Source organism: Sphingomonas lacusdianchii, from assembly GCF_022664395.1.
In the GTDB taxonomy this organism is placed as follows: Bacteria; Pseudomonadota; Alphaproteobacteria; order Sphingomonadales; family Sphingomonadaceae; genus Sphingomonas; species Sphingomonas lacusdianchii.
In genome coordinates this window covers 63,246-83,794 of record NZ_JAKRET010000001.1, presented here as the reverse complement: position 1 = coordinate 83,794, position 20,549 = coordinate 63,246, and the positions used below count along the sequence as shown (strand labels likewise).

Annotated in this window: 19 protein-coding genes and 1 tRNA gene; 8 read left to right on the top strand and 12 right to left on the bottom strand. The window is 66.2% G+C overall.

Annotated elements, in window-relative coordinates:
- Positions 1-2 precede the first annotated feature (2 nt).
- Genes MF607_RS00405 through hemB form a run of 3 tightly spaced genes read right to left on the bottom strand, consistent with a single transcriptional unit; the run spans position 3 to position 3,708 of the window.
- Complete coding sequence (locus tag MF607_RS00405; RefSeq protein WP_242115429.1) at positions 3-2,198, bottom strand: polyamine aminopropyltransferase; 2,196 nt, start codon at positions 2,196-2,198, stop codon at positions 3-5.
- A complete protein-coding gene (locus MF607_RS00400; RefSeq protein ID WP_242115428.1) occupies positions 2,195-2,725 on the bottom strand; it encodes a GNAT family N-acetyltransferase in 531 nt (176 codons plus the stop codon). Before MF607_RS00400 ends, MF607_RS00405 begins: the two co-directional genes overlap by 4 nt.
- Positions 2,722-3,708, bottom strand: a complete 987-nt coding sequence (hemB, locus tag MF607_RS00395; RefSeq protein ID WP_242115427.1) for a porphobilinogen synthase — start codon at positions 3,706-3,708, stop codon at positions 2,722-2,724. The genes MF607_RS00400 and hemB overlap by 4 nt, the downstream gene beginning before the upstream one ends.
- 83 nt (positions 3,709-3,791) lie before the next feature.
- On the opposite strand from hemB, the gene MF607_RS00390 reads away from it, so the two are divergent.
- Positions 3,792-4,676, top strand: a complete 885-nt coding sequence (locus MF607_RS00390; RefSeq protein WP_242115426.1) for a diacylglycerol/lipid kinase family protein — start codon at positions 3,792-3,794, stop codon at positions 4,674-4,676.
- A gap of 185 nt (positions 4,677-4,861) precedes the next feature.
- Here the strand turns inward: MF607_RS00390 and MF607_RS00385 are convergent, their stop codons facing one another.
- From MF607_RS00385 to MF607_RS22625, 6 genes are all read right to left on the bottom strand, one after another.
- The gene (locus MF607_RS00385; protein WP_242115425.1) at positions 4,862-7,537 is read right to left on the bottom strand and encodes a valine--tRNA ligase; all 2,676 of its coding nucleotides are present in this window, start codon (positions 7,535-7,537) and stop codon (positions 4,862-4,864) included.
- A gap of 42 nt (positions 7,538-7,579) precedes the next feature.
- Positions 7,580-8,143, bottom strand: coding sequence for a DUF2497 domain-containing protein (locus MF607_RS00380; RefSeq protein WP_242115424.1), 564 nt, complete (start codon positions 8,141-8,143; stop codon positions 7,580-7,582).
- Positions 8,144-8,163: 20 nt separating this feature from the next.
- Complete coding sequence (locus MF607_RS00375; RefSeq protein WP_242115423.1) at positions 8,164-9,735, bottom strand: TolC family outer membrane protein; 1,572 nt, start codon at positions 9,733-9,735, stop codon at positions 8,164-8,166.
- 7 nt (positions 9,736-9,742) lie between these two features.
- Entirely contained in the window at positions 9,743-10,414 is a 672-nt protein-coding gene (locus tag MF607_RS00370) for a protein-L-isoaspartate O-methyltransferase family protein (protein ID WP_242115422.1), read from the bottom strand.
- A 142-nt stretch (positions 10,415-10,556) separates the two neighbouring features.
- On the bottom strand, positions 10,557-12,005 hold the full coding sequence (locus MF607_RS22630) for an acyltransferase family protein (RefSeq protein ID WP_277925630.1): 1,449 nt from the start codon (positions 12,003-12,005) through the stop codon (positions 10,557-10,559).
- On the bottom strand, positions 11,954-12,412 hold the full coding sequence (locus tag MF607_RS22625) for an acyltransferase family protein (RefSeq protein WP_347340845.1): 459 nt from the start codon (positions 12,410-12,412) through the stop codon (positions 11,954-11,956). The genes MF607_RS22630 and MF607_RS22625 overlap by 52 nt, the downstream gene beginning before the upstream one ends.
- A 286-nt stretch (positions 12,413-12,698) precedes the next feature.
- Here MF607_RS22625 and MF607_RS00355 point away from each other — a divergent pair.
- From MF607_RS00355 to purU, 7 genes are all read left to right on the top strand, one after another.
- Positions 12,699-12,772: transfer RNA gene (locus MF607_RS00355), tRNA-Cys, on the top strand.
- A 119-nt stretch (positions 12,773-12,891) separates the two neighbouring features.
- A complete protein-coding gene (locus MF607_RS00350) occupies positions 12,892-13,158 on the top strand; it encodes a hypothetical protein (protein ID WP_242115421.1) in 267 nt (88 codons plus the stop codon).
- The gene (locus tag MF607_RS00345; RefSeq protein WP_242115420.1) at positions 13,155-13,598 is read left to right on the top strand and encodes a periplasmic heavy metal sensor; all 444 of its coding nucleotides are present in this window, start codon (positions 13,155-13,157) and stop codon (positions 13,596-13,598) included. Before MF607_RS00350 ends, MF607_RS00345 begins: the two co-directional genes overlap by 4 nt.
- Entirely contained in the window at positions 13,595-14,161 is a 567-nt protein-coding gene (locus tag MF607_RS00340; RefSeq protein WP_242115419.1) for an RNA polymerase sigma factor, read from the top strand. The genes MF607_RS00345 and MF607_RS00340 overlap by 4 nt, the downstream gene beginning before the upstream one ends.
- A gap of 51 nt (positions 14,162-14,212) precedes the next feature.
- On the top strand, positions 14,213-16,021 hold the full coding sequence (locus MF607_RS00335; RefSeq protein ID WP_242115418.1) for a copper resistance system multicopper oxidase: 1,809 nt from the start codon (positions 14,213-14,215) through the stop codon (positions 16,019-16,021).
- Entirely contained in the window at positions 16,018-16,926 is a 909-nt protein-coding gene (locus MF607_RS00330; RefSeq protein WP_242115417.1) for a copper resistance protein B, read from the top strand. The genes MF607_RS00335 and MF607_RS00330 overlap by 4 nt, the downstream gene beginning before the upstream one ends.
- Positions 16,927-16,974: 48 nt before the next feature.
- A complete protein-coding gene (gene purU, locus MF607_RS00325) occupies positions 16,975-17,856 on the top strand; it encodes a formyltetrahydrofolate deformylase (RefSeq protein ID WP_242115416.1) in 882 nt (293 codons plus the stop codon).
- Positions 17,857-17,892: 36 nt separating this feature from the next.
- Here the strand turns inward: purU and MF607_RS00320 are convergent, their stop codons facing one another.
- From MF607_RS00320 to MF607_RS00310, 3 genes are read right to left on the bottom strand one after another with little or no spacing between them, the layout of a single operon-like run.
- Complete coding sequence (locus tag MF607_RS00320) at positions 17,893-18,663, bottom strand: SDR family NAD(P)-dependent oxidoreductase (RefSeq protein WP_242115415.1); 771 nt, start codon at positions 18,661-18,663, stop codon at positions 17,893-17,895.
- The gene (locus tag MF607_RS00315) at positions 18,663-19,865 is read right to left on the bottom strand and encodes a zinc-dependent alcohol dehydrogenase (RefSeq protein ID WP_242115414.1); all 1,203 of its coding nucleotides are present in this window, start codon (positions 19,863-19,865) and stop codon (positions 18,663-18,665) included. Before MF607_RS00315 ends, MF607_RS00320 begins: the two co-directional genes overlap by 1 nt.
- A 13-nt stretch (positions 19,866-19,878) precedes the next feature.
- Positions 19,879-20,451, bottom strand: a complete 573-nt coding sequence (locus MF607_RS00310) for an SRPBCC family protein (RefSeq protein WP_242115907.1) — start codon at positions 20,449-20,451, stop codon at positions 19,879-19,881.
- Between the last annotated feature and the right edge of the window lie 98 nt (positions 20,452-20,549).

The following is a 20,549-nucleotide window of genomic DNA, read 5'->3' as shown; positions in this document are numbered from 1 at the left end:
CGCTATTGCAACGCGCGAAGTACCGGCAGGATCGACGCATAATCGTCGGTCCAGGGCGCGGTGTCGGTCACCGGCAGCGGTTCCCAATAGCCACCGCTCGCCAGCAGCTCGCCCAGAACCTCGGGATCACGGGTCAGCGCGATCCACACCGACCCGCTGTCCCCTGCCGCCCCACCGACGGGTTGATAGGCCAGTTGCGCCGCCATCCAGCCCGACGCCGTCCGCGCCACGACCGGGGCGAGGTCGAGATAACGGTTCGACACGTGCACCAGCAACAGCCCCCGCCGCCCTAGCACCCGGCCATAGGTGTCGAACGCCTCGCGCGTCATCAGGTGCATCGGCACCGCGTCCGATGAAAAGGCATCGAGCGCCAGCATGTCGAGGCTCCCCGCCGTGGCCTGCGCGATGCTCAGCCGCGCATCGCCCAGTATGATCTGCGCGTCGGGCGCACAGCGGCGGAGGAAGGTGAATGCACCCGAATCGCGCGCGATCCGCACCACGACCGGATCGATCTCGTAGAAGCGCCATTGCTGCCCTGGCTTGGCGTAACAGGCGAGCGTCCCGGTGCCGAGGCCGACGATGCCGATCCGCGCATTGCGGCCATACAGCGCGGGCGCGGCCCGCAGCGCCTCGCCCACCCCCGAATTGGGGACATAGTAGGTGGTCGCAGTCCGTTCGCGCTCGGGACTGCCGGTCAACTGGATGCCGTGCAGCGTGGTGCCGTGCTGCAACTCGTTCACCCCCTGCCCGCGCGTGATGGTATAGACGCCGAAATAGCTGCGCGTCCGGGCGCCCGGCTCCAGCGACAACTGGATCGCGCGATAGCCGCCGAACAGGAACAGCGCGCCGGCCAGCGCAAAGACATAGGGTAGCCGCGATCCGATCGCGACGACGCCGACGATGGTGATGGCAAGGAACGCGATCGGTTCGGGTGCCGCACCCAGCACATCGCCCGGATTGGCGAGGCCCAGCACGATCAAGCTGCTGACAACGACCAGCGCCGCGATGGCCAGCCGCGCGCCGCCCGCGCGCCACAGCCGCTCGGTTACCGGCAACAGGAACGGCAGCGGCGCGAGGATACCGGCCGCAAGGATCAGCAGCGGATATTCATAGGTCCAGTCGAACAGCACCGGCGCGACCAGTCCGGCGAACACCCCACCCAATGCGCCGCCGACCGACATCGCCAGATAAAATCCGGTCAGCCGCGCCGGCGCCGGTCGCAGCGCATACATTTTCGTATGCAGCGCCACCGATACGGCGAACAACAGCATCAGCGCCGCCAGCGCGCTCAGCAGCGGCCAGTCATGATGCCCACCGATCATCATCCCGCCGAACACCAGAATGGTTATCGGCGCATAGCGGGTGATCGCCTCCGCCAGCCCGCGCCGATCGGCAAAGGCGACGGTGAAGCTGAGCAGATACAGTCCCAACGGCAGCACCCACAGTAGCGGGACGGCGACGATATCGGTGGTCAGGAAGGTCGAGGTTGCCAGCATCAGGCCCGACGGAACCAGCGCCAGCACGATCCAGTGCAACACTCGCCGCTTGCCCGGTGCCTCGCCCGGCTCAAGCTTCACAGCCTGTTCGCGGCGGTGCGGCAGCAACCATCCGCAACCGACGACAAGGACGGTCAGCAGCGCATAGCCCGCGCTCCACCCCCAGCTTTGCGAACGGAGCGGCAGCAGCGGCTCGACGAGCAGTGGATAGGCGATCAGCCCGGCGAAACTGCCGACGTTCGACGCGGCATAGAGCGCATAGGGATCCCGCCCCGGACACAGGAACGCGAACCAGCGTTGCAGCAGCGGCGCCTGTGCCGACACCGCGAAGAACAATGGCCCGATCGATGCCGTCAGCAGCCACGGCGCCCACAGCGCCGGCTCGACCCCGGCGGGGACCTGCGTCGCGTTGACTCCGATCGGCAGCCACACCGCCGCGCATAACAGAACCAGCAGATGCACCGCTGCCTGCGCCTTCGGCATCAACTTGCCGAGCAGATGCGCATAGGCATAGCCGCCGAGCAGCAGCGCCTGATAGACCAGCATCGCCGAGTTCCACACCGCCGGCGCCCCGCCCAGTTGCGGCAGCGCCATGCGGGCGACCATCGGCTGGACGAGGAACAGCAGGAACGATCCGGTCAGGATCGTCGCGACGAAGATCCACCGGATTGGCCACCCGGCAGTCCGTTCGGGTGCGCTCACGGGCGCTGCTTCCAATAGGTGATATGGCGTTTGAGCGGGCTGTCGTCGGGCACGGCGGGATGATCGAAATCCTGATCGATGGCGCGGACCATGCCCAGCCGCTCCATCAGTCCCCAGCTACGGGTGTTGGCCGGACCGGTGATCGCGCCGATCCGATCCACGGGCAGGTTCGCGAAGCCCCAGTCGAGGCTGGCCTGTGCCGCTTCGCGCGCAAATCCCTTGCCCCAATGCTCCTTGCCGAAGCGCCAGCCGATCTCGACCCCGCCCTCCAGCGGCGTACCCTCGGCGCCGGGTTTCAACCCGCAAAAGCCGAGCATGTGTCGGCTCGCGCGCTCCTCGACCACCCAGAAGCAAAAGCCATGCTGGTCGGCGAACCCGTCCTGCCGGGCGATGGCCGCGTCGACCTCGTCGCGGGTCAGCAGCGCCGGAAAATACCGCATGACCTCCGGGTCGGAACAATGCGCGTAGAAGGTAGCGCGGTCCCGCTCCTGCCAGCGCCGCAGCACCAGCCGTTCGGTATCGATCATGCCCCCAGCAACCGCGCCGCATGCGCCGCATGATAGGTCAGCACGCCCGAACACCCCGCCCGCTTGAACGCCAGCAGCGTTTCGAGCACCAGCGCGTCGCGATCGGCGACCCCCGCCGCCACGCCGGCCTCGATCAGCGCATATTCGCCCGACACCTGATAGGCGAACACCGGCACCTCAAACGCCGCCTTCACCCGGGTAATGATGTCGAGATAGGGCAGCCCCGGCTTCACCATCACGCTGTCGGCACCTTCGGCAATATCGAGCGCCACCTCGCGCAACGCTTCCTCGCTGTTCGCAGGGTCCATCTGATAGGTCTTCTTGTCGCCCTTCAGCAGTCCGCGCGATCCTACCGCGTCGCGGAACGGGCCATAGAAGGCGCTCGCATATTTCGCCGCATAGGCCATGATCTGGACGTTGACATGGCCCGCGCCCTCCAGCCCCTCGCGGATCGCGCCGACGCGGCCGTCCATCATGTCCGATGGCGCCACGATATCGCTACCCGCCTCCGCCTGCACGACCGCCTGCCGCACCAGTGCGTCGGAAGTCGCATCGTTCAGCACATAGCCGTTCGCATCGACGATGCCGTCATGCCCGTGCGAGGTATAGGGATCGAGCGCAACGTCGGTCAGCACGCCGATCTCCGGCACCGCATCCTTGATCGCCCGGATCGCGCGGCACATCAGATTGTCCGGGTTCAGCGCCTCCGCCCCATCGTCGCTGCGCAACTGCGGCGGCGTGTTCGGAAAGAGCGCCACCACCGGTATGCCGAGATCGCGCGCCTCGCGCGCCCGCGCGACGACTCCGGCCAGGTTCCACCGCGATACGCCGGGCAGCGACGCGATCGGCTCCCCCTCCCCCTCGGTCACGAACAGCGGCCAGATCAGGTCGGCGGGGGTCAGGACCGTCTCGGCATGGAGGCGGCGGCTCCAGCCGGAGGCGCGGGTGCGGCGCAGGCGCAGCGCGGGATAAGCAGCGGACATGGCGCGACTTGTGGGCCAGACCAGCGACGCGTTCAACCCAAAGTCGCGTGGCTCGATTTTCGTTACGGAGCGTTACCGACCGCATGACGCAGATCCGCTCCGCCGCCATGATCGTCAATGCCCGGTCGCGCAGCGGGCAAGACCAGTTCGCCCAGGCATGCAGCGCGATGCAGGGCATGCCGTTCGAAGTCGACGCCCATGCCGTCGAAGACCCCGACGACCTCGTACCCACGCTGCAACGCGCGCTCGAACGCAAACCCGATCTGGTGATCCTCGGCGGCGGTGACGGCACGATCAGCAGCCTCGTCGACTATCTGCTCGGTCATGACGTGATCCTCGGCGTCCTCCCTTTCGGCACCGCCAACAGCTTCTGCCGCACGCTCGGCATCCCGCTCGACATTCCCGGAGCGGTAGAGGTGCTGAAGACCGGTCGGCCGCGCCGCATCGACCTCGGCATGATCGACGGCGACTATTTCGCCAATTGCGCCGCGATCGGCCTGTCGCCGCAGATCGCGCAGACCGTGCCGCACGGCGTCAAGAAACTGTTCGGCCGCGCTGGCTATCTGGCATGGGCGACGCTGCAATTCGCGAAGTTCCACCCCTTTCAACTGATCGTTGGCGAAGGGACCAACGCCAAGCGGATGACCGCCACCGAAGTCCGCATCTCCAACGGCCGTTTCCATGGCGGGACCGAACTGGTCGAGGAAGCGCGACTCGACAGCGGCGAAATCATCATCCAGGTCGTGTGCGGCAAGGGTAAGCGCAGCCTGGTGCGCAATTGGGCGGCGGGCTTCTTCCGCCTCGATTCCCGCCGGGTCGATACGGTGACCTTCCACGGCAAGGCACTCCGCATCGAAACCGTTCCCCCACTGCCGATCTCGATCGACGGCGAGGTGCTGGCCAAGACCCCGGTCATGGCAAAGGTCGCGGCGGGCATCATCGAGGTGATGGCGCCAGTCGAGGCGTGAAGTCATCGGTGCGCGGGCGGCCCCATACGCAAGCCGAGCGCGACGCCGCCAACACCGATCGTCGTCCTTGCGAAGGCGGGGACCCATAAACGCTGACGCCGGACAACGATCCGAACGATTACGTCTATGGATTCCCGCCTTCTCGAGAATGACGAATCGGTAACCCGAAAAACGCCGGCGTACCCTTACCCGAGCCGCCCCAGCGCCGCATGCAGCCGCGCCGCCTCGGCCATCTTGTCGGCATGGTCCGCCCGCGCCTTCTCGACCGCCTCCGGCTTGGCGCGCTCGACGAAGCTCGCATTGCCGAGGCGCCCGCCCAGCGCGTCCCGCTCCTTCTCCGCCGCTGCGATCGCCTTGGTCAGGCGGACGCGTTCGGCATCGAGGTCGATGACGTCGCCCAGCGGCAGGACGAAGGTCGCCTCATCGACCACGATCTGCAACGCCCCGCCAGCCGGCACGTCGCCGGCAACCGCATCGACGCGCGCCAGCCGCGCCAGCACCGCGCCCTGACGGCCCAGCCGCTCGACCGTCACGCCGGACGCATCGCGCACGTGCAGCGGCAGCCGCGCCCCCGGCGGTACGTTCAGCTCGGTCCGCGCCGCGCGGATTTCGCTTACCAGCCGGATCAGCCAGTCGATCTCCGCCCGCGCCGCCGGATCGATCGCCCGCGCATCCGCCATCGGCCAGCGCGCGACGATCACGTCGTTCGACCGCTCGCCGAGGGCATGCCATAGTTCCTCGGTGATGAACGGCATGAATGGGTGCAGCATCACGAGGATCTGATCGAGCACCCAGCCCGCGACGGCGCGCGTTTCGTCGCCGCCCTCGGACCCGCCCTGCAACACCGGCTTGATCAGTTCGAGATACCAGTCGCAGAACCGGCTCCACGTGAATTGGTAGATGGTGTTCGCCGCGCCGTCGAAGCGCAGATCGGCCAGTGCGAGGTCCAATGCCTGTACCGTCTCGATCGTTTCGGCGATGATCCAGCGATTGACCGCCAGTTCGGCCTTGGGCGGTTCGATCGTCGCCGACGCACCGATACCGTTGGCCTGCGCGAAGCGGGTGGCGTTCCACAGCTTGGTCGCGAAGTTGCGATAGCCCTCGACCCGCTTCTCATCCATCTTAATGTCGCGGCCCTGGCTTTCCATCGCCGCCATGAAGAAGCGCAGCGCGTCGGCGCCATAACGATCGATCAGCCCCAGCGGATCGACGGTATTGCCCTTCGACTTCGACATCTTCGCGCCATCGGCGGCACGGACGAGGCCGTGGAGGTACAGCGTCTTGAACGGCACCTCCTTCATGAAATGAATGCCCTGCATCAACATCCGCGCGTCCCAGAAGAACAGGATGTCGAAGCCCGAGATCAGCACGTCGTTGCTGTAGCGCCCGCCGAGCGTCGGATCGCTATTCTCCGGCCAGCCGAGCGTCGCGAACGGCCACAAGGCTGAGGAGAACCACGTGTCGAGAACGTCCTCGTCCTGCTTCAGCGCAACGCCGGGACCAGCCTCGGCCTGCGCCTCTTCATAGGTTTCGGCGACGAACACCCGGCCGTCGTCCGCAAACCATGCCGGGATGCGATGCCCCCACCACAGCTGGCGCGACACGCACCACGGCTGGATATTCTCCATCCAGTTGAAATAGGTCTTTTCCCACGACTTGGGCACGATCTTGACCGCACCCGATCGCACCGCCTCGATCGCCGGCTGGGCGAGCGTCGCGGCATCGACATACCATTGGTCGGTCAGCCACGGTTCGATGACCACACCCGACCGGTCGCCGTACGGCGTCTGGATCGTGCGCGGTTCGGCGTCATGCTCGGCGCCGTCCTTGTCGAGATGGGGGATCAGGACGCCTTCGTCCTTCAACCGGCCAACGACTGCCTTGCGGGCGTCACCGCTCGACAGGCCGAGGAACGCGTCGGGAATCAGCCCGTCCGAGGTCTGCACGATGCACGCCTTCGCATCGAGCATGTTCAGCATGTCGCGCGCTTCGATGCCCGCCCGCCGACCGACCTCGAAATCGTTGAAGTCGTGACCGGGCGTAATCTTGACCGCGCCCGATCCCAGTGCGGGGTCGGCATGCTCGTCGGCGACAATCGGGATCAGGCGACCGGTGATCGGCAGGCGCACCTGCTTGCCGATCAGCGCGGTGTAGCGCGCATCGTCGGGATGGACCGCGACCGCCATGTCGGCGAGCATCGTTTCGGGCCGCGTCGTCGCCACCTCGATAAAGCCCGACCCATCGGCCAGCGGGTAGCGCAGACGCCAGAAGTTGCCCTTCACCTCACGCGTTTCGACCTCGAGGTCGCTGATCGCGGTGCCAAGGCCCGGGTCCCAATTGACCAACCGCTTGTCGCGGTACAGCAGACCCTGACGGTGCAGTTCGACAAAGACCTTGAGCACGGCCTTCGAAAAGCCGTCGTCCATGGTGAAGCGTTCGTTTGCCCAGTCCATCGAACAGCCCAGCCGCCGCAACTGGCCGGTAATCTGTCCGCCGCTTTCCGCCTTCCACTCCCAGACCTTCGCGATGAAGTCGTCGCGCGAGAAATCGGTGCGCTTCTGTCCGGCGGCATTCATCTGCCGTTCGACGACCATCTGCGTGGCGATGCCGGCATGGTCGGTACCGACCACCCAGCGCGCATCCTTGCCCTGCAACCGGGCATAGCGGACCAGTATGTCCTGCAGCGTGTTGTCGAGCGCGTGGCCGATATGCAGGCTGCCCGTCACATTGGGCGGCGGGTTGACGATCGTCCACGGCGTCGCATTCGGACGCTCGGGCCGGAAAAGGCCGCCCTGTTCCCAATGGGCATACCAGCGCGCTTCGATGGCGGCGGGATCGAAAGTCTTGGGCAGTTCGCTCATCGCCGCCGCATGGCGCGGATGCGGCGGCGTTGCAAGAGAGTGTTATTCGCGGCCGCTGATCCGGGCGATCTCGCGCGCGACCATCGACTCGACGATGCCCGGCAGTTTCGCATCGAGCCATTCGCGCAGCATCGGGCGGAGCATTTCGCGGACCAGCCCTTCGAGCGAATCGGCTCCCGGCGTCTCGGGCTTCACCAGCATCCGCGACAACTGATCCAGCGCACCGCGACTCGCCTCGGCGGCGCGGTCCGATACGATCGACGCATCGACCTTGCCCGGTGCGGGGGCCGCCGGCATCGGCTCCGGTTCGTCGTCCATCCGCGGCTCGGGCGGACGCGGACGTTCAACCCGCGGCGCCTCGACGCGGGGCTGCTCGACCCGGGGCTGTTCCATGCGGGGCGGTGGCGGCGGCGCGGCAACGCTCTGGTTCAGTTCGAGAATTTCGTCGCGATCATCCACGTCGCGCGGCTGTGCCGTCCGTATCGACTTGCGCCCGCGCAACGCCTGGGCCGATCCTTCGCCCTCTTCGGCGATGATCCGCTTGATCGAGGAAAGGATGTCCTCCATCGACGTTTCGTTGCTGATATCGCCCATCGCAACCCTCATTCGTTCCGCCCCTTGAACGCCTAGCCTTCGGGGTTCGTCCGCGGCGTGTCAACGCCCTGCGTTGCGCGCGGTGCTCCACCCTGTCGATTTGGCGCGTCGATGCCCTGCGTCGGGGTATAGGGATTGGGGGTCCGCTGCAACGCGGGATCGAGTTCGCGGGTCACCACGGGCGTCTGCGCCGGGGTGTTGACCGTGCTCGGCGCGACCGGCACCGGCGCGGGATCGTCGCTCCAGTCCCAGATGCGGTTGCGAACCCGTTCGTAATTCGCGACCGGATCGTACAGCGCCCCGCCGTCCAGCCCGAGGTCGCGCGCCTCTGCCCGGCCCATCGCCGCGAGCAGCGCGAAGCCGGCGACATAGGCGTCGCGCCGCGCCGACACCAGCTGCACCTGCGAATTGAGCAATTCCTGCTCGGCGTTAAGGATGTCGAGAATCGTACGCGTCCCGACACTGTTCTCGGCGCGCACCCCTTCCAGCGACAGGCGATTGGCCTGTACCTGCACTTCCGACGATTCGATCACGCGCAACGCCGATTGCCACGCGGCGAACGCCGAACGTGCGTCCGACACCACCGATCGTTCGACCTGGGTCACCTGCTCGATCGCGGCACCTTCCAATGCCTGCGCCCGGCGGATCTGTGCGCTCGGTCGACCGCTCTGGAACAGCGGCAGGCTGAACTGCACCCCGGCCTGCGCCTGTCCGCCATCCTGTTGCAGCACGATGCCGTTCACCGACTGCGCCGATCCGAGGAAGCTGGTATAGCCGCCGCCGGCCACCGCGCTGACCTGCGGGAGCCGGTTGGAGCGGGCGACGCGCACGTCGAATCCGGCCGCATCGCTGCTGCGCCGTGCCGCGATCAGCGCCGGGTTGTTCGAAACCGCCACGCCCACTGCGCCATTGGGATCGGCGGGCAGGTTCGGCAGCGCCGGCGGCGCGTCGAGCGTTCCCGCCGGCTCGCCCGTCGTCGCAACATAATTCTCGCGGCTGCGGATCAGCGATGCCTCGGCATTGCGCAGCTGCGCCTGTGCCGATGCCAGCCGCGCCTCGGACTGGGCGACGTCGGTGCGGGTCAGGTCGCCGACCTGGAACCGGTCCTGCGACGCCTGCAGATTGACCTCGAGCACGCGGACATTCTGCTGGTTCAGCCGCACGATCGCCTCGTCGCGGATCACGTCGTTATAGGCGGCGACGACCAGCGTGAAGACATTCGCCTCGGTACTGCGCAGATTGGCGCGACCGGCATCGACCCGTGCATCGGCGGCGCGGACCCCGTTACGCACCGCCCCGCCGGCATAGAGCGACTGGCTGAGGTTCAGCTGAACGCTGCCGGTCCGGGGAGCCTGGGTGAAACCGCGACTGGCCTGGGTCAGGACGTTCTCGATCACCTGTCCCTGGGTGGTGATCTGCGGCAGCCCCTGCGACCGCGCGATCGGCACCGTTTCGTCGGTGGCGCGCTGGTTGGCGCGCGCCTGCGTCAGCTGCGGATTGGTCGCATAGGCGCGTGCCAAAGCCTCGCGCAACGTCTCCGCACTCGCAGGGGAGGCCAGCAACGCCAGCGCCGCGACCCCACCGATGAACTTCCCCCCCCGCATATGTTCCTTACCTTGCGAACTGAAACGTCTTGGGCCGTGCGAAGCCCGGTAGAACGACACATTCAAGATCGGCGAAATCCACCACCCCGAACCCGCCTTCGCTACGCCGGCCAAGCGCCAGGCGCGTCACTCCGCGATCGACCAGTCCGGTCGCCAGCCGCCCGCCGGGGGCGAGCTGCCCCGCGACGGCGTCGGGGACCTGCTCGATCGCGCCGTCGATGATGATGACGTCATAGGGCGCACCCTCGGCCCAGCCGGCGTTGAGCGGCCCTTCGACCACCGTCACCTTCGTATCGGCAATGGCGTCGCGCGCCGCGCCGGCAAGGCCGGCATCTTCCTCCAGCGCGACCACCGACCCCGCCAGCCGCGCCGCCACCGCCGCGGCATAGCCCATGGCCGCACCGATCAGCAGCACCCGGTCGGTCGGCCGGATGTCGGCCGCGACCAGCAGCCGGCCGGTAATCAGCGGCGGATTGATCGCCCGGCCGCCCCCCAGCGGCAACGGCGCGTCGCGATAGGCCAACGCTGCCTGCGCCGAAGGTACGAACGCCTCGCGCGGCACGTCGCCCATCGCATCGACGACGCGCGGATCGCTGACGGCGCTGGTGCGAAGCTGGCTGACGACCATCGCGTGGCGCATCGCTTCGAAATCGGGTCGGGTCTGGTTCGAATCGGTCATGGTGCAATCCTGTCGCACAACTGTTTTAGCCACGCAATACACATAGCATCGCGACGCGCTGTCTATCGCGCCGCGCGTCCCACGCCAAGGACGGGACGGCGTATAATTTCGGACGCTACCTAAACGCCGTCCATGCCTCGCATCACTGCTTAGCGACGTCCGGCAAGTGCTGTATGACATCGCGCGAGGCTGCGAAGGTCAGATGCCCATAGTCGAAATGATAGGGTCCGTGATCGCTGTCGAACAATCGACACCTGCCTGCGGGGCACTCCACTTCGACCTCCGACACATATCTGCCGCCCGCCCGCTCGATCAGCGGTCGCAACTTGCCGTCCATGGCAATGCGTTGCGATGGCAGTTGCGCCGCCATGTCGGCCGTATCGCCGCGCAACATCGCGCGCGCCAGAATACGCGGCATGTCGGCCCTGTACTCGACGGTCGGGCCAATGACGGTCACCGCCAGATTGCGTCGACGAAGCAGTTTGACGGTCTCGACCAGCGACGGGATTTCGCGTTTTCTCCACCTGCCTGCCAAAACCGCTCCCGTGACGCCGGGGCGGCTGACTACGTCGTTGAACACGGTTCGCATAACGGACACGCACCGTTCCTGCCCGCTCAGTTCGATGATCGGACGGCAGCCGGACGCAGTTGCCTGAACGACATGGACGTTGGGATATCGCAACGCGATGGCTCGCCAATGTTGTGCCGCATGACTGTCACCCATGACGATGACATTGGGCCGATCGGAGCGCAGAACCAAACAACGTCTGAAATCATATTGTTCGCCCTCGCCGATAAAACAGCTGCCCGGCCGGAACTGGTACCGGTGCTGCGGCATCGCGCGATAGTTGAGATAGCTGCCGACCCGGTCGACCGCGGCCGGATGCTGCACGATTGCTTCCGCGTGCGAGCCCATCAGGAGGGACGCTCCAACCATTGCCGCGACCGCAACGCCGCCGGCAACCAGCACCGGACGGTTCGTTGCCGTCCGGTACCGGCGCAGGAAGGGACGTTCGATCATGAAGTACGAAAACAGCGCCGCACCGAAGGTCATGGCCAGTACGACCACCTTCCCGCCGGTCGTCAACGACATACCCTTCTCAAGCCGGTAGAGGGTGATGATCGGCCAGTGCCAGAGATACAGCGAATAGGAGATCATTCCCACGCCGCGCACCGGCGCCCACGAAAGGACCGTGGCCGTCATGGCATCGCGACCATAAGCAATGAGCAAAGCCGCCCCCAGACATGGCATGATTGCCCAAGGTGCCGGGAACGCGAAATCCGACCGGATCTCGACGAAAGAGATAATCAAAAGCGCCGCACCCGTGAAGGCGGCCACATTCCGCGCCTGTCTGGATGCGAGACGCGGTACCACATTCAGCGCGACCAACCCGCCCATCCCCAATTCCCAAGCGCGCGTCGGCAGGAGATAGAAGGCTGTCGTCGGTTCGACCCTGCTGAAATAGAGGCATAGCGCAAACGATCCCAAAGTCGCGATCAGCACCGCGCCGGTCAGGAAGCCCGGCAGCCAACGCCGGATCAGCAACAGCAGGAATGGATAGAAAATGTAGAACTGCTCTTCGACGCCCAATGACCAGGTATGCAGTAGTAGTTTTGTGTCCGATGATGCGTCAAAGTAATCGGCGGAAACCAGAAATGAATGTTGGCCACGAACGCAATCGCTGCGGCTGCGCTTTTTCCAAGGTCGCGTAATTCGACGGCGAGAAGCCAAAACTTGCCGGCTATCAAAGTAGCCGCGAGCATGAACAACAAGGCCGGCAGAATGCGAACGACGCGACGCCGATAAAATGCCGCGATCGAGAAACGACCGCCATCGATCTCGCGACAGATAATCGAAGTAATAAGGTATCCGGAGATGACAAAGAAGACGTCAACGCCGACGAAACCGCCCGGCAACGCGTAGATGCCGAGGTGAAACAGCACGATGGGGACCACGGCAAGCGCGCGCAGTCCGTCGATATCGTTCCGATGTTCCACCGCGCCCCCGCTTTGATTGACGCCTTCTACCGCTGAAAGCGGGCGTCTTATAAGACGCGGTTCGAGTTTTGACAGTGATTATCGGTCTAGAATCCTGCGATTTTCCACGCGTTCCGCTGCACCGATTCAGATATCGCTCGATCGAACGTAGCGCATATTGCCGGCAACGCCGCTTCCGCAGACTGTCGTCCGAGCCACGTCCGGCAGGGCGGAACGATAGGAACGCAAGCGATGGGCTTGACGCCGCGCGCAAACGCACGCAAATGCCCGCCTCCCACCGTATCGAGGCGCGATGGCGGAGTGGTGACGCAGAGGACTGCAAATCCTTGCACCCGGGTTCGATTCCCGGTCGCGCCTCCAGGGGGCGGCACATGCCGCCCGAATCGGTTCCTTCCCGAAATTCGGCATATTCCGCCGCCCGGTCGAGGGTTGACCGGACATGCTGCGTAGCATTCCTGTATAACCATGGAATGGATGCCATGACCGACGATCTCGACCAATCGCTGCGCCGCCTGTCCGACGTCACCGACGATCCCCGGCTTGACGCGCTGGCGCCGGCGGTCTTCGCGCGGGTGCGGGCGGATGGTGCCGCGCGTGCCGCCGGGGTCCGGCTGGCGGGCCTCGCCGCGGTCGGCGCGGTCACGATGGGGCTGATCGCCGCCGACCCGATCCCGCGTCCGCAGCCGGCGGCGACCTTTACCGACGATCTGGCGCTTGCTCCCTCGACGCTGCTGGTCGGTCGATGAGCCGGACCCGGTGGACGATCCTCGTCGCCATCGTCGCCTTTGTCGCGGCGTTCGCCGGGGTGTTGGCCGGGCGGGCGATCGGCGGCGGCCACAACGCCGGGCATGGCAGCGAACTGCATGCGCTGCTGCACGATCGCATGCAGCTGACCACCGAACAGATGCGCCGCCTCGATGCGCTGGAGGCGGCCTATGCCACGCGGCGGGCCGCGTTGCAGGCGCGGATGCGCGCCGACAATGCCCGATTGGCGCAGGCGATCGCGGCGGAACAGGATGACGGTCCGCGCGTCGCCGCCGCCGTCGATGCTTCGCACCGGACGATGGGCGATCTGCAAAAGGCGACGCTGGCGCATGTCTTCGCCATGCGGCGGCTGCTTCGGCCCGATCAGACCCCGGCCTTCGACCGGGCGGTGGCACGCGCGCTCACCCACCCCGCCCAGTGACCCCCGCCGATCCCGGCTTTGACGATGGCGCGCTGGCGGCACAAGCGCTTGCCGGGAGCGAAGCCGCCTTCGCCACGCTGATGCAGCGGCACCGCAGTCGGGTCTATCGCCTGATCCTCAACAGCGTCGCCGATCCCGACGAAGCGCTCGATCTGGTGCAGGAAACGTTCCTGTCGGCCTTTCGCGCGCTTGGCCGCTATGACGGGACGCGGCCGATGTCGGCATGGCTCGCGACGATCGCGCTCAACAAATGCCGCGACCATGCGCGGCGGCGGGCGTTACGGCGCTTCTTCTTCGGTGCGCGGACGATCGACGATCTCGCCGATACGCTCGCGGCCGGCGATCCGGATCAGGCGCGGGCGGCGGAAAACAAGCAGGAGACCGCCCGGCTGCGGGCCGCGCTCGCGCTGCTGCCCGCGACGCTGCGCGAGCCGCTGCTGCTCTGTACGGTCGAGGAGATGCGCCAGTCCGAAGCCGCCGCATTGCTCGGCATCTCGACCAAGGCGGTCGAGACCCGCATCCGCCGCGCCCGCGCCAAACTCGCTGAATTGCTAGGCGGTTGAGGGGAGGCGCACTGGGATGCGTATGACCGGACGGATGACAAGGATTTGTACATGACGACGATCGATCGCCGCCGGTTGCTTCAGGGCGCGGCGCTGGGGGGCGTGGCGCTCGGCGCATGGACGCCGCTGGGTGCGCGACAGGCGACGAACGGTCCAGTGGTGTCGGGCGAGCTGATCGAGTTGCGCATCGGCCGGATCAACCGCATGGTCGACGGCCGGCCGTCGCGCAGCATCGGCATCAACGGAATGTCGCCCGCGCCGCTGATCCGCCTGCGCGAGGGGCAGCGCGCGCGCATCCGCGTCGTCAACGACCTCGACGTCGAAACCTCGCTGCACTGGCACGGGCTGCTGGTGCCGTTCCAATATGACGGCGTGCCCGGCATCTCCTTTCCCGGCATTCCGGCCGGGCAGAGCTTTCTCTACGATTTTCCGGTGCGGCAGAACGGCACCTATTGGTATCACAGCCATTCGGGTGGGCAGGAGCAGGAGGGGCTGTACGGCCCGATCGTGATCGATCCCGCCGCGCCGGACCCCGTCGCGTTCGACCGCGAACATGTGATCGTCCTGTCCGATCACAGCCGCTCCAGCCCCGCGACGATCTTTCGGAAGATGAAGCTACAGCCGGGCTATTATAACTTCCAGCGGCAGACGCTGGTCGGCCTGTTGTCCGGTCGCGATCAGAAGGCGAAGGACCGCGCCGAATGGGGCAAGATGCGGATGGACCCCGCGGACATCGCCGACGCGACGGGTGCGACCTACACATATCTGGTGAACGGGCACGGCCCGGTCGACAACTGGACGGGCGCGTTCACGCCCGGCGAACGGGTGCGGCTGCGGATCGTCAATGCGTCGGCGATGACGACGTTCAACGTCCGCATTCCCGGACTGCCGCTGACGATCGTGCAGGCGGACGGGCTGAACGTAGAGCCGGTGACGGTCGACGAATTCCAGATCGGCGTCGCCGAGACCTATGACGCGATCGTCACCCCTGCCGAGACAGCCTATACGCTGGTCGGCGAGAGCGTCGACCGGTCGGGCATGGCGCGCGCGACGCTATCGCCGGGCGCGGGCATGGCCGCCCCGGTCCCGCCGCTCCGCGCGCGTCCGCTGGCGACGATGACCGACATGGGCATGGGCGGCATGGGTCATGAAAGCAAACCCGGCGGCCCCGATCCGACCGCCGAGCAGAATGGATCGCGCAAGCTCGCCACGACTGCGGCTACCCCGCTGCAGCCGGCGATGAACCACGCGGCGATGGGCCATGGCGAAGCGATGGGCGGCATGGAGGGCATGGGCGAGATGCAGCACGGCATGCGCGACTTCGCCAACGCGCCCGGCGTCGCCAGGACGCCCGGCGTCCAGACCATTTCCCCGATGGCCGCCGATCGTACCGACTATCCGGGTCAGGGGCTGGAGGATGTCGGTCACCGCGTGCTGACCTATCGCCAGCTCCGCGCGCTCGATCGCAACCCCGATGTCCGCGCGCCGGGACGGCAGATCGATATCCACCTGACCGGCAATATGGAACGCTTCATGTGGGGCTTCGACGGGAAACGCATGGTCGACACCCACGAACCCTTCGCCTTTGCCGAAGGGGAGCGGGTCCGCATCAACCTGATCAACGACACGATGATGGCGCATCCGATCCATCTGCACGGCCATTTCTTCGAACTGGTCACGGGGCACGGCGACCACAGCCCCCGCAAGCATACCGTGCTGGTGCAGCCGGGCGGCATCGTCAGCCTCGACCTGACCGCCGATGCCGTCGGCGACTGGGCGTTCCACTGCCACATGCTGTACCATATGCTGTCGGGGATGATGCGCGTCGTTTCGGTCCGTCCGCAGGGAGGCGCCGCATGACCTGCACCCTCGCCGCCCTGCTCGCGCTGTCGATCGCCGCGCCCGCCGTCGCGCAGGACCATAGCCATATGGACCATGCGCAAATGGGCCATGCACCGCCGGCGCAGCCCGCCGCGCCGGCCGCGTCCGCACCCGCCGCCACTCCCGATCCGGCCGAGCCGACCGGCACCGATCAGTCGCCGGGCAGCGCCCCGCCGCCACCGGTGCCGATGCCGCATTATGCCGACCGCGTCTGGGGCGGCGACGTCATGGCCCGGTCGCGCGACGCGATGATGGCCGAGGAAGGCGGCGGCCAGCGCTTCGCCCAGCTCCTGCTCGATCGCGTCGAGTGGAAGGATGGCGGCTATGCGTGGGAGGGCGAAGGCTGGTTCGGCGGCGACATCCACCGTCTGGTCGTGAAGAGCGAGGGCGAGGGTGGCGACCGCGTCGAGGGCGCCGAGGTGCAGGCACTCTATTCGCGGGCGATCGACCCCTATTTCAACCTCCAGACCGGCATTCGGCAGGATATCCGCCCGACCCCGGCGCGGACCTATCTGACGGTCGGCGTCGAAGGCCTTGCCCCCTATTGGTTCGAAGTCAACGCCGCCGCTTTCCTGTCGACCAGGGGCGAACTGCTTGGCCGGATCGAGGGCTATTACGACCAGCGCATCACCCAACGCCTGATCCTGCAACCGCGCGCCGAACTGAACCTGTCGGCACAAAATATCCGCGAGACCGGTACGGGATCGGGGCTGACCAATGCCGAACTGGGCCTGCGGCTCCGCTATGAGATCGCGCGCGAATTCGCACCCTATGTCGGCGTCAACTGGGAACGGCGCTTCGGCGACACCCGCCGCTTCGGCTGGGCGGCGGGCGAGGATAGCGGCGGCATCGGGCTGGTCGCCGGCATCCGTGCGTGGTTCTAAACGCGCGCGCTTGCCGCTAAGGCCGCCCCCTCAACAGGGGAAAAGTCGATGCCGGTTTCCGATGCCGCGGGGTCGCCCGCTTATATCCTGACGCTGTCCTGCGCCGATCGCGTCGGGATCGTCGCGGCGGTCAGCGGGCATCTGGCGCGGATCGACGGCTTCATCCTCGACAGCCAGCAATATGCCGATCTGGAGGCAGGTCGCTTTTTCATGCGCGTCGAGTTCGCCGGCGCCGGCCCCGCCTTCCCGGTCGACGACGACAGCTTGCACGCCGGGTTCGCCCCGATCGGCGACGCCTTCGCCCTCGACTGGTCGATCGTGCCGCGCGCCGAACGGATGCGGGTGTTGATCGCGGTGTCGAAGGGCAGCCATTGCCTCAACGACCTGCTCCACCGGTGGAAGACCGGCGACCTGCCCGTCGAAATCGTCGGCGTCGTGTCCAACCACCAATCGTTGCGCGCGCTGACCGAATGGCATGGCGTCCCGTTCCATTATCTGCCGATCGTCGATGGCGACCGGTTGGCGCAGGAAGCGGCGATGCTGCGCGTCTTCGAACAATCCGATGCCGAATTGCTGGTGCTCGCGCGCTACATGCAGGTGCTCGGCAACGACCTGTCGCAACGGCTGGCCGGGCGCTGCATCAACATCCACCACAGCTTCCTGCCGAGCTTCAAGGGCGCCCGCCCCTATGCCCGCGCCCATGATCGCGGCGTCAAGCTGATCGGCGCCACCGCGCATTACGTCACCGGCGATCTCGACGAAGGGCCGATCATCGAACAGGCGGTCGAGCGCGTCGACCACCGCGACACCGAAGCCGACCTGATCCGCATCGGCCGCGATATCGAGGCACAGGTCCTCGCTCGCGCCGTCCGCTGGGCGGCGGAACGGCGAGTGTTCCTGAACGGGCACCGGACGGTGGTGTTTCGCTAACCTGCTCCCTTCCCTGTTCAAGAGAAGGAAGCAGCCTCACGCACCGTCCGGCTTGGCCATGTTCGTATGCATCTTCGCCAGCACGCTATCGGGCGTGACGTGGCTGATCGCCGCCTGCAGCTTGTTCTTCGCCCCCGACACGACATGCGCGGAGCCTGCCATCACCGCGTCCCAGCCATTGCGCGCGGTCTTGGCCGGGTCCTCCTTGGAATCATCCTGTCCGACCGGCGTATCCAACATGCCGGCGCGTTCGAAGAACCGGGTGTCGGTCGGCCCCGGCATCAGCACGGTGATCGTCACCCCGCTATCCTTCAGCTCCTCGCGCAGTGCATAGGCGAAGCTGTCGAGATACGCCTTGGTCGCGTTGTACACCGCCTGATAGCTGCCGGGGATCAGCCCGGCGATCGACCCGGTGATGAGGATACGCCCCTCACCCCGCGCTGCCATGTCGCGCGCGACCTTCTGCAACAGATAGGTCGTGCCGGTGACGTTGGTGTCGATGACCCTCCGCCACGCCGACACCTCCTGTTCGATGAACGCATGCCCCAGCCCACGCCCGGCATTGGCGATCAGCAGGTCGATCGGCCGCCCGGCAACCTCGTCGAGCAACCGGTCATTGCCCTCGAACGTCGCCAGATCGGCCTCGACCGCACGCACCGCACCGGCGCCGAAGTCGTTCGCCGCCACCGCGATCTGCGGCTCATCGGCGACGACGATCAGGTCATAGCCTTCCGCCCCTGCGATCTTCGCCAGTTCATAGCCGATCCCGGTCGACGCGCCGGTAATCACCGCAAGCTTGTTCGCCATTACGCTTCTCCCGTCGCGGCGGCCTTTGCCCAATCGGGCTTCAGTACGACCTTGGTGCAGACATTCTGTTCGTCGTGGAATTTCTTGTAGCCCTTGGGCGCATCCTCCAGCGCCATCCGGTCGGAGATCAGGAAGGTCGTATCGATCTTGCCCTCCATGATCGCCGCGAGCAGCCCGGGCAGGTAGCGCTGGACATGGGTCTGTCCGGTCTTGAGCGTCAGCCCCTTTTCCATCAGCGCGCCAAACGGGAATTTGTCGATCATCCCGCCATAGACGCCGGGCACCGACACGCGGCCCCCTTTGCGACATGCCACGATCGCCTGGCGCAACGCATGCGGCCGGTCGGTGCCGAGGAAGGTCGACGCCTTGATCTGGTCGACGATATTGTCGACGAACAGCCCATGGCTCTCGAGGCCGACGCTGTCGATCACCGCATCGGGGCCGATGCCGCCGGTCATCGTCATCAACGCGTCATAGATATCGGTTTCCTCGAAGTTCAGGACCTCCGCGCCCAGTCCCTTCGCCAGCGCCAGCCGGTGCGGAAAATGGTCGATCGCGATCACCCGGTGCGCGCCCATCAACAGCGCCGACTGGATTGCGAACAGCCCGACCGGGCCGCAGCCCCAGACAGCGACGATATCGCCATCCTCGATATCGGCATTCTCCGCCGCCATCCATCCGGTCGGCAAGATGTCCGACAGGAACAGCACCTTGTCGTCATCGATCCCGTCGGGAATGACGATCGGCCCGACATCGCTGAACGGCACGCGGACATATTCGGCCTGACCGCCCGGATAACCGCCGGTCATATGGCTGTACCCGAACAGCCCGGGGGCGACCTGCCCCCATAATTCCTGCGCGATATCCTGATTGTCGGCGGGGTTGCCATTGTCGCACCCCGAATATTGCTGCTTCGAACAATGGTAACAGCTGCCGCAGGCGATGACGAAGGGCACGACGACGCGCTGCCCCTTCTGCAACGTCGATTTGGGGCCGGTCTCGACCACCTCGCCCATGAATTCATGGCCGAGGATATCGCCGGCCTGCATCGTGGGGATGTAGCCATCATAGAGATGCAGGTCGGACCCGCAGATCGCGGTCGATGTGATCTTGATGATCGCATCGCGCGGATTGATGATCTCGGGATCGGGAACGCTATCGACGCGGACGTCGTGCTTGCCGTGCCAGGTGAGTGCGCGCATCGCCGGCTCCTTCTTAAGACTTGGGTTCGCGGTTGGGCGGCGTGGTCGTTGCGATCTCGCCGGTTTCCATCAGTTGTTTGAACCGGCGGAGGTCGCGCCGCGCCTGGATCGCCGGTTCGCGCTGCGTGACCTTGGCGACCAGCTTGCCGAGGATGCCGGCGGGCGGGGAATAGGCGATCATGGCGGTCACCACGGTTCCGCGTCCCGGTGCCGCTTCGTGGAACGATACCCAGCCGCTGTTCGGTACGTCGCTATTTTCGGCACGCCAGCCAATGCGTTCGCCATCGACGTCTTCGGTAACGATCGCGTCCCATTCATAGCTGCCGTTCGGGCCACTCACGGTCCAGTGCGACCGATCCCGATCGCGAACCTCGATCGCCTCGACATTCAACATGAAGGTCGCGAGGTTCCCGAAGTCGCGCCAATAGGCATAGAGTTCGCGGGCCGGCCGGTTGATCGTCACCGCGACCCCCGATACCGATGATTCGCCATTCGGGGCGGCCTCGCCGCGTTCGCTGCTATCCTTGGATGTAAAGGACGGCGCGTCGTCGCGCGCGATGTCGCCGGGGTGTCCGCTTTCGGCCATGGCCATGCTCTCCCGTCCGCCGAACCCAGGGGTTCGACCGATTGATCCATATTAAGATATTGATCGAAACGTGTTTTTCGATCGTGCCAACCCTAACC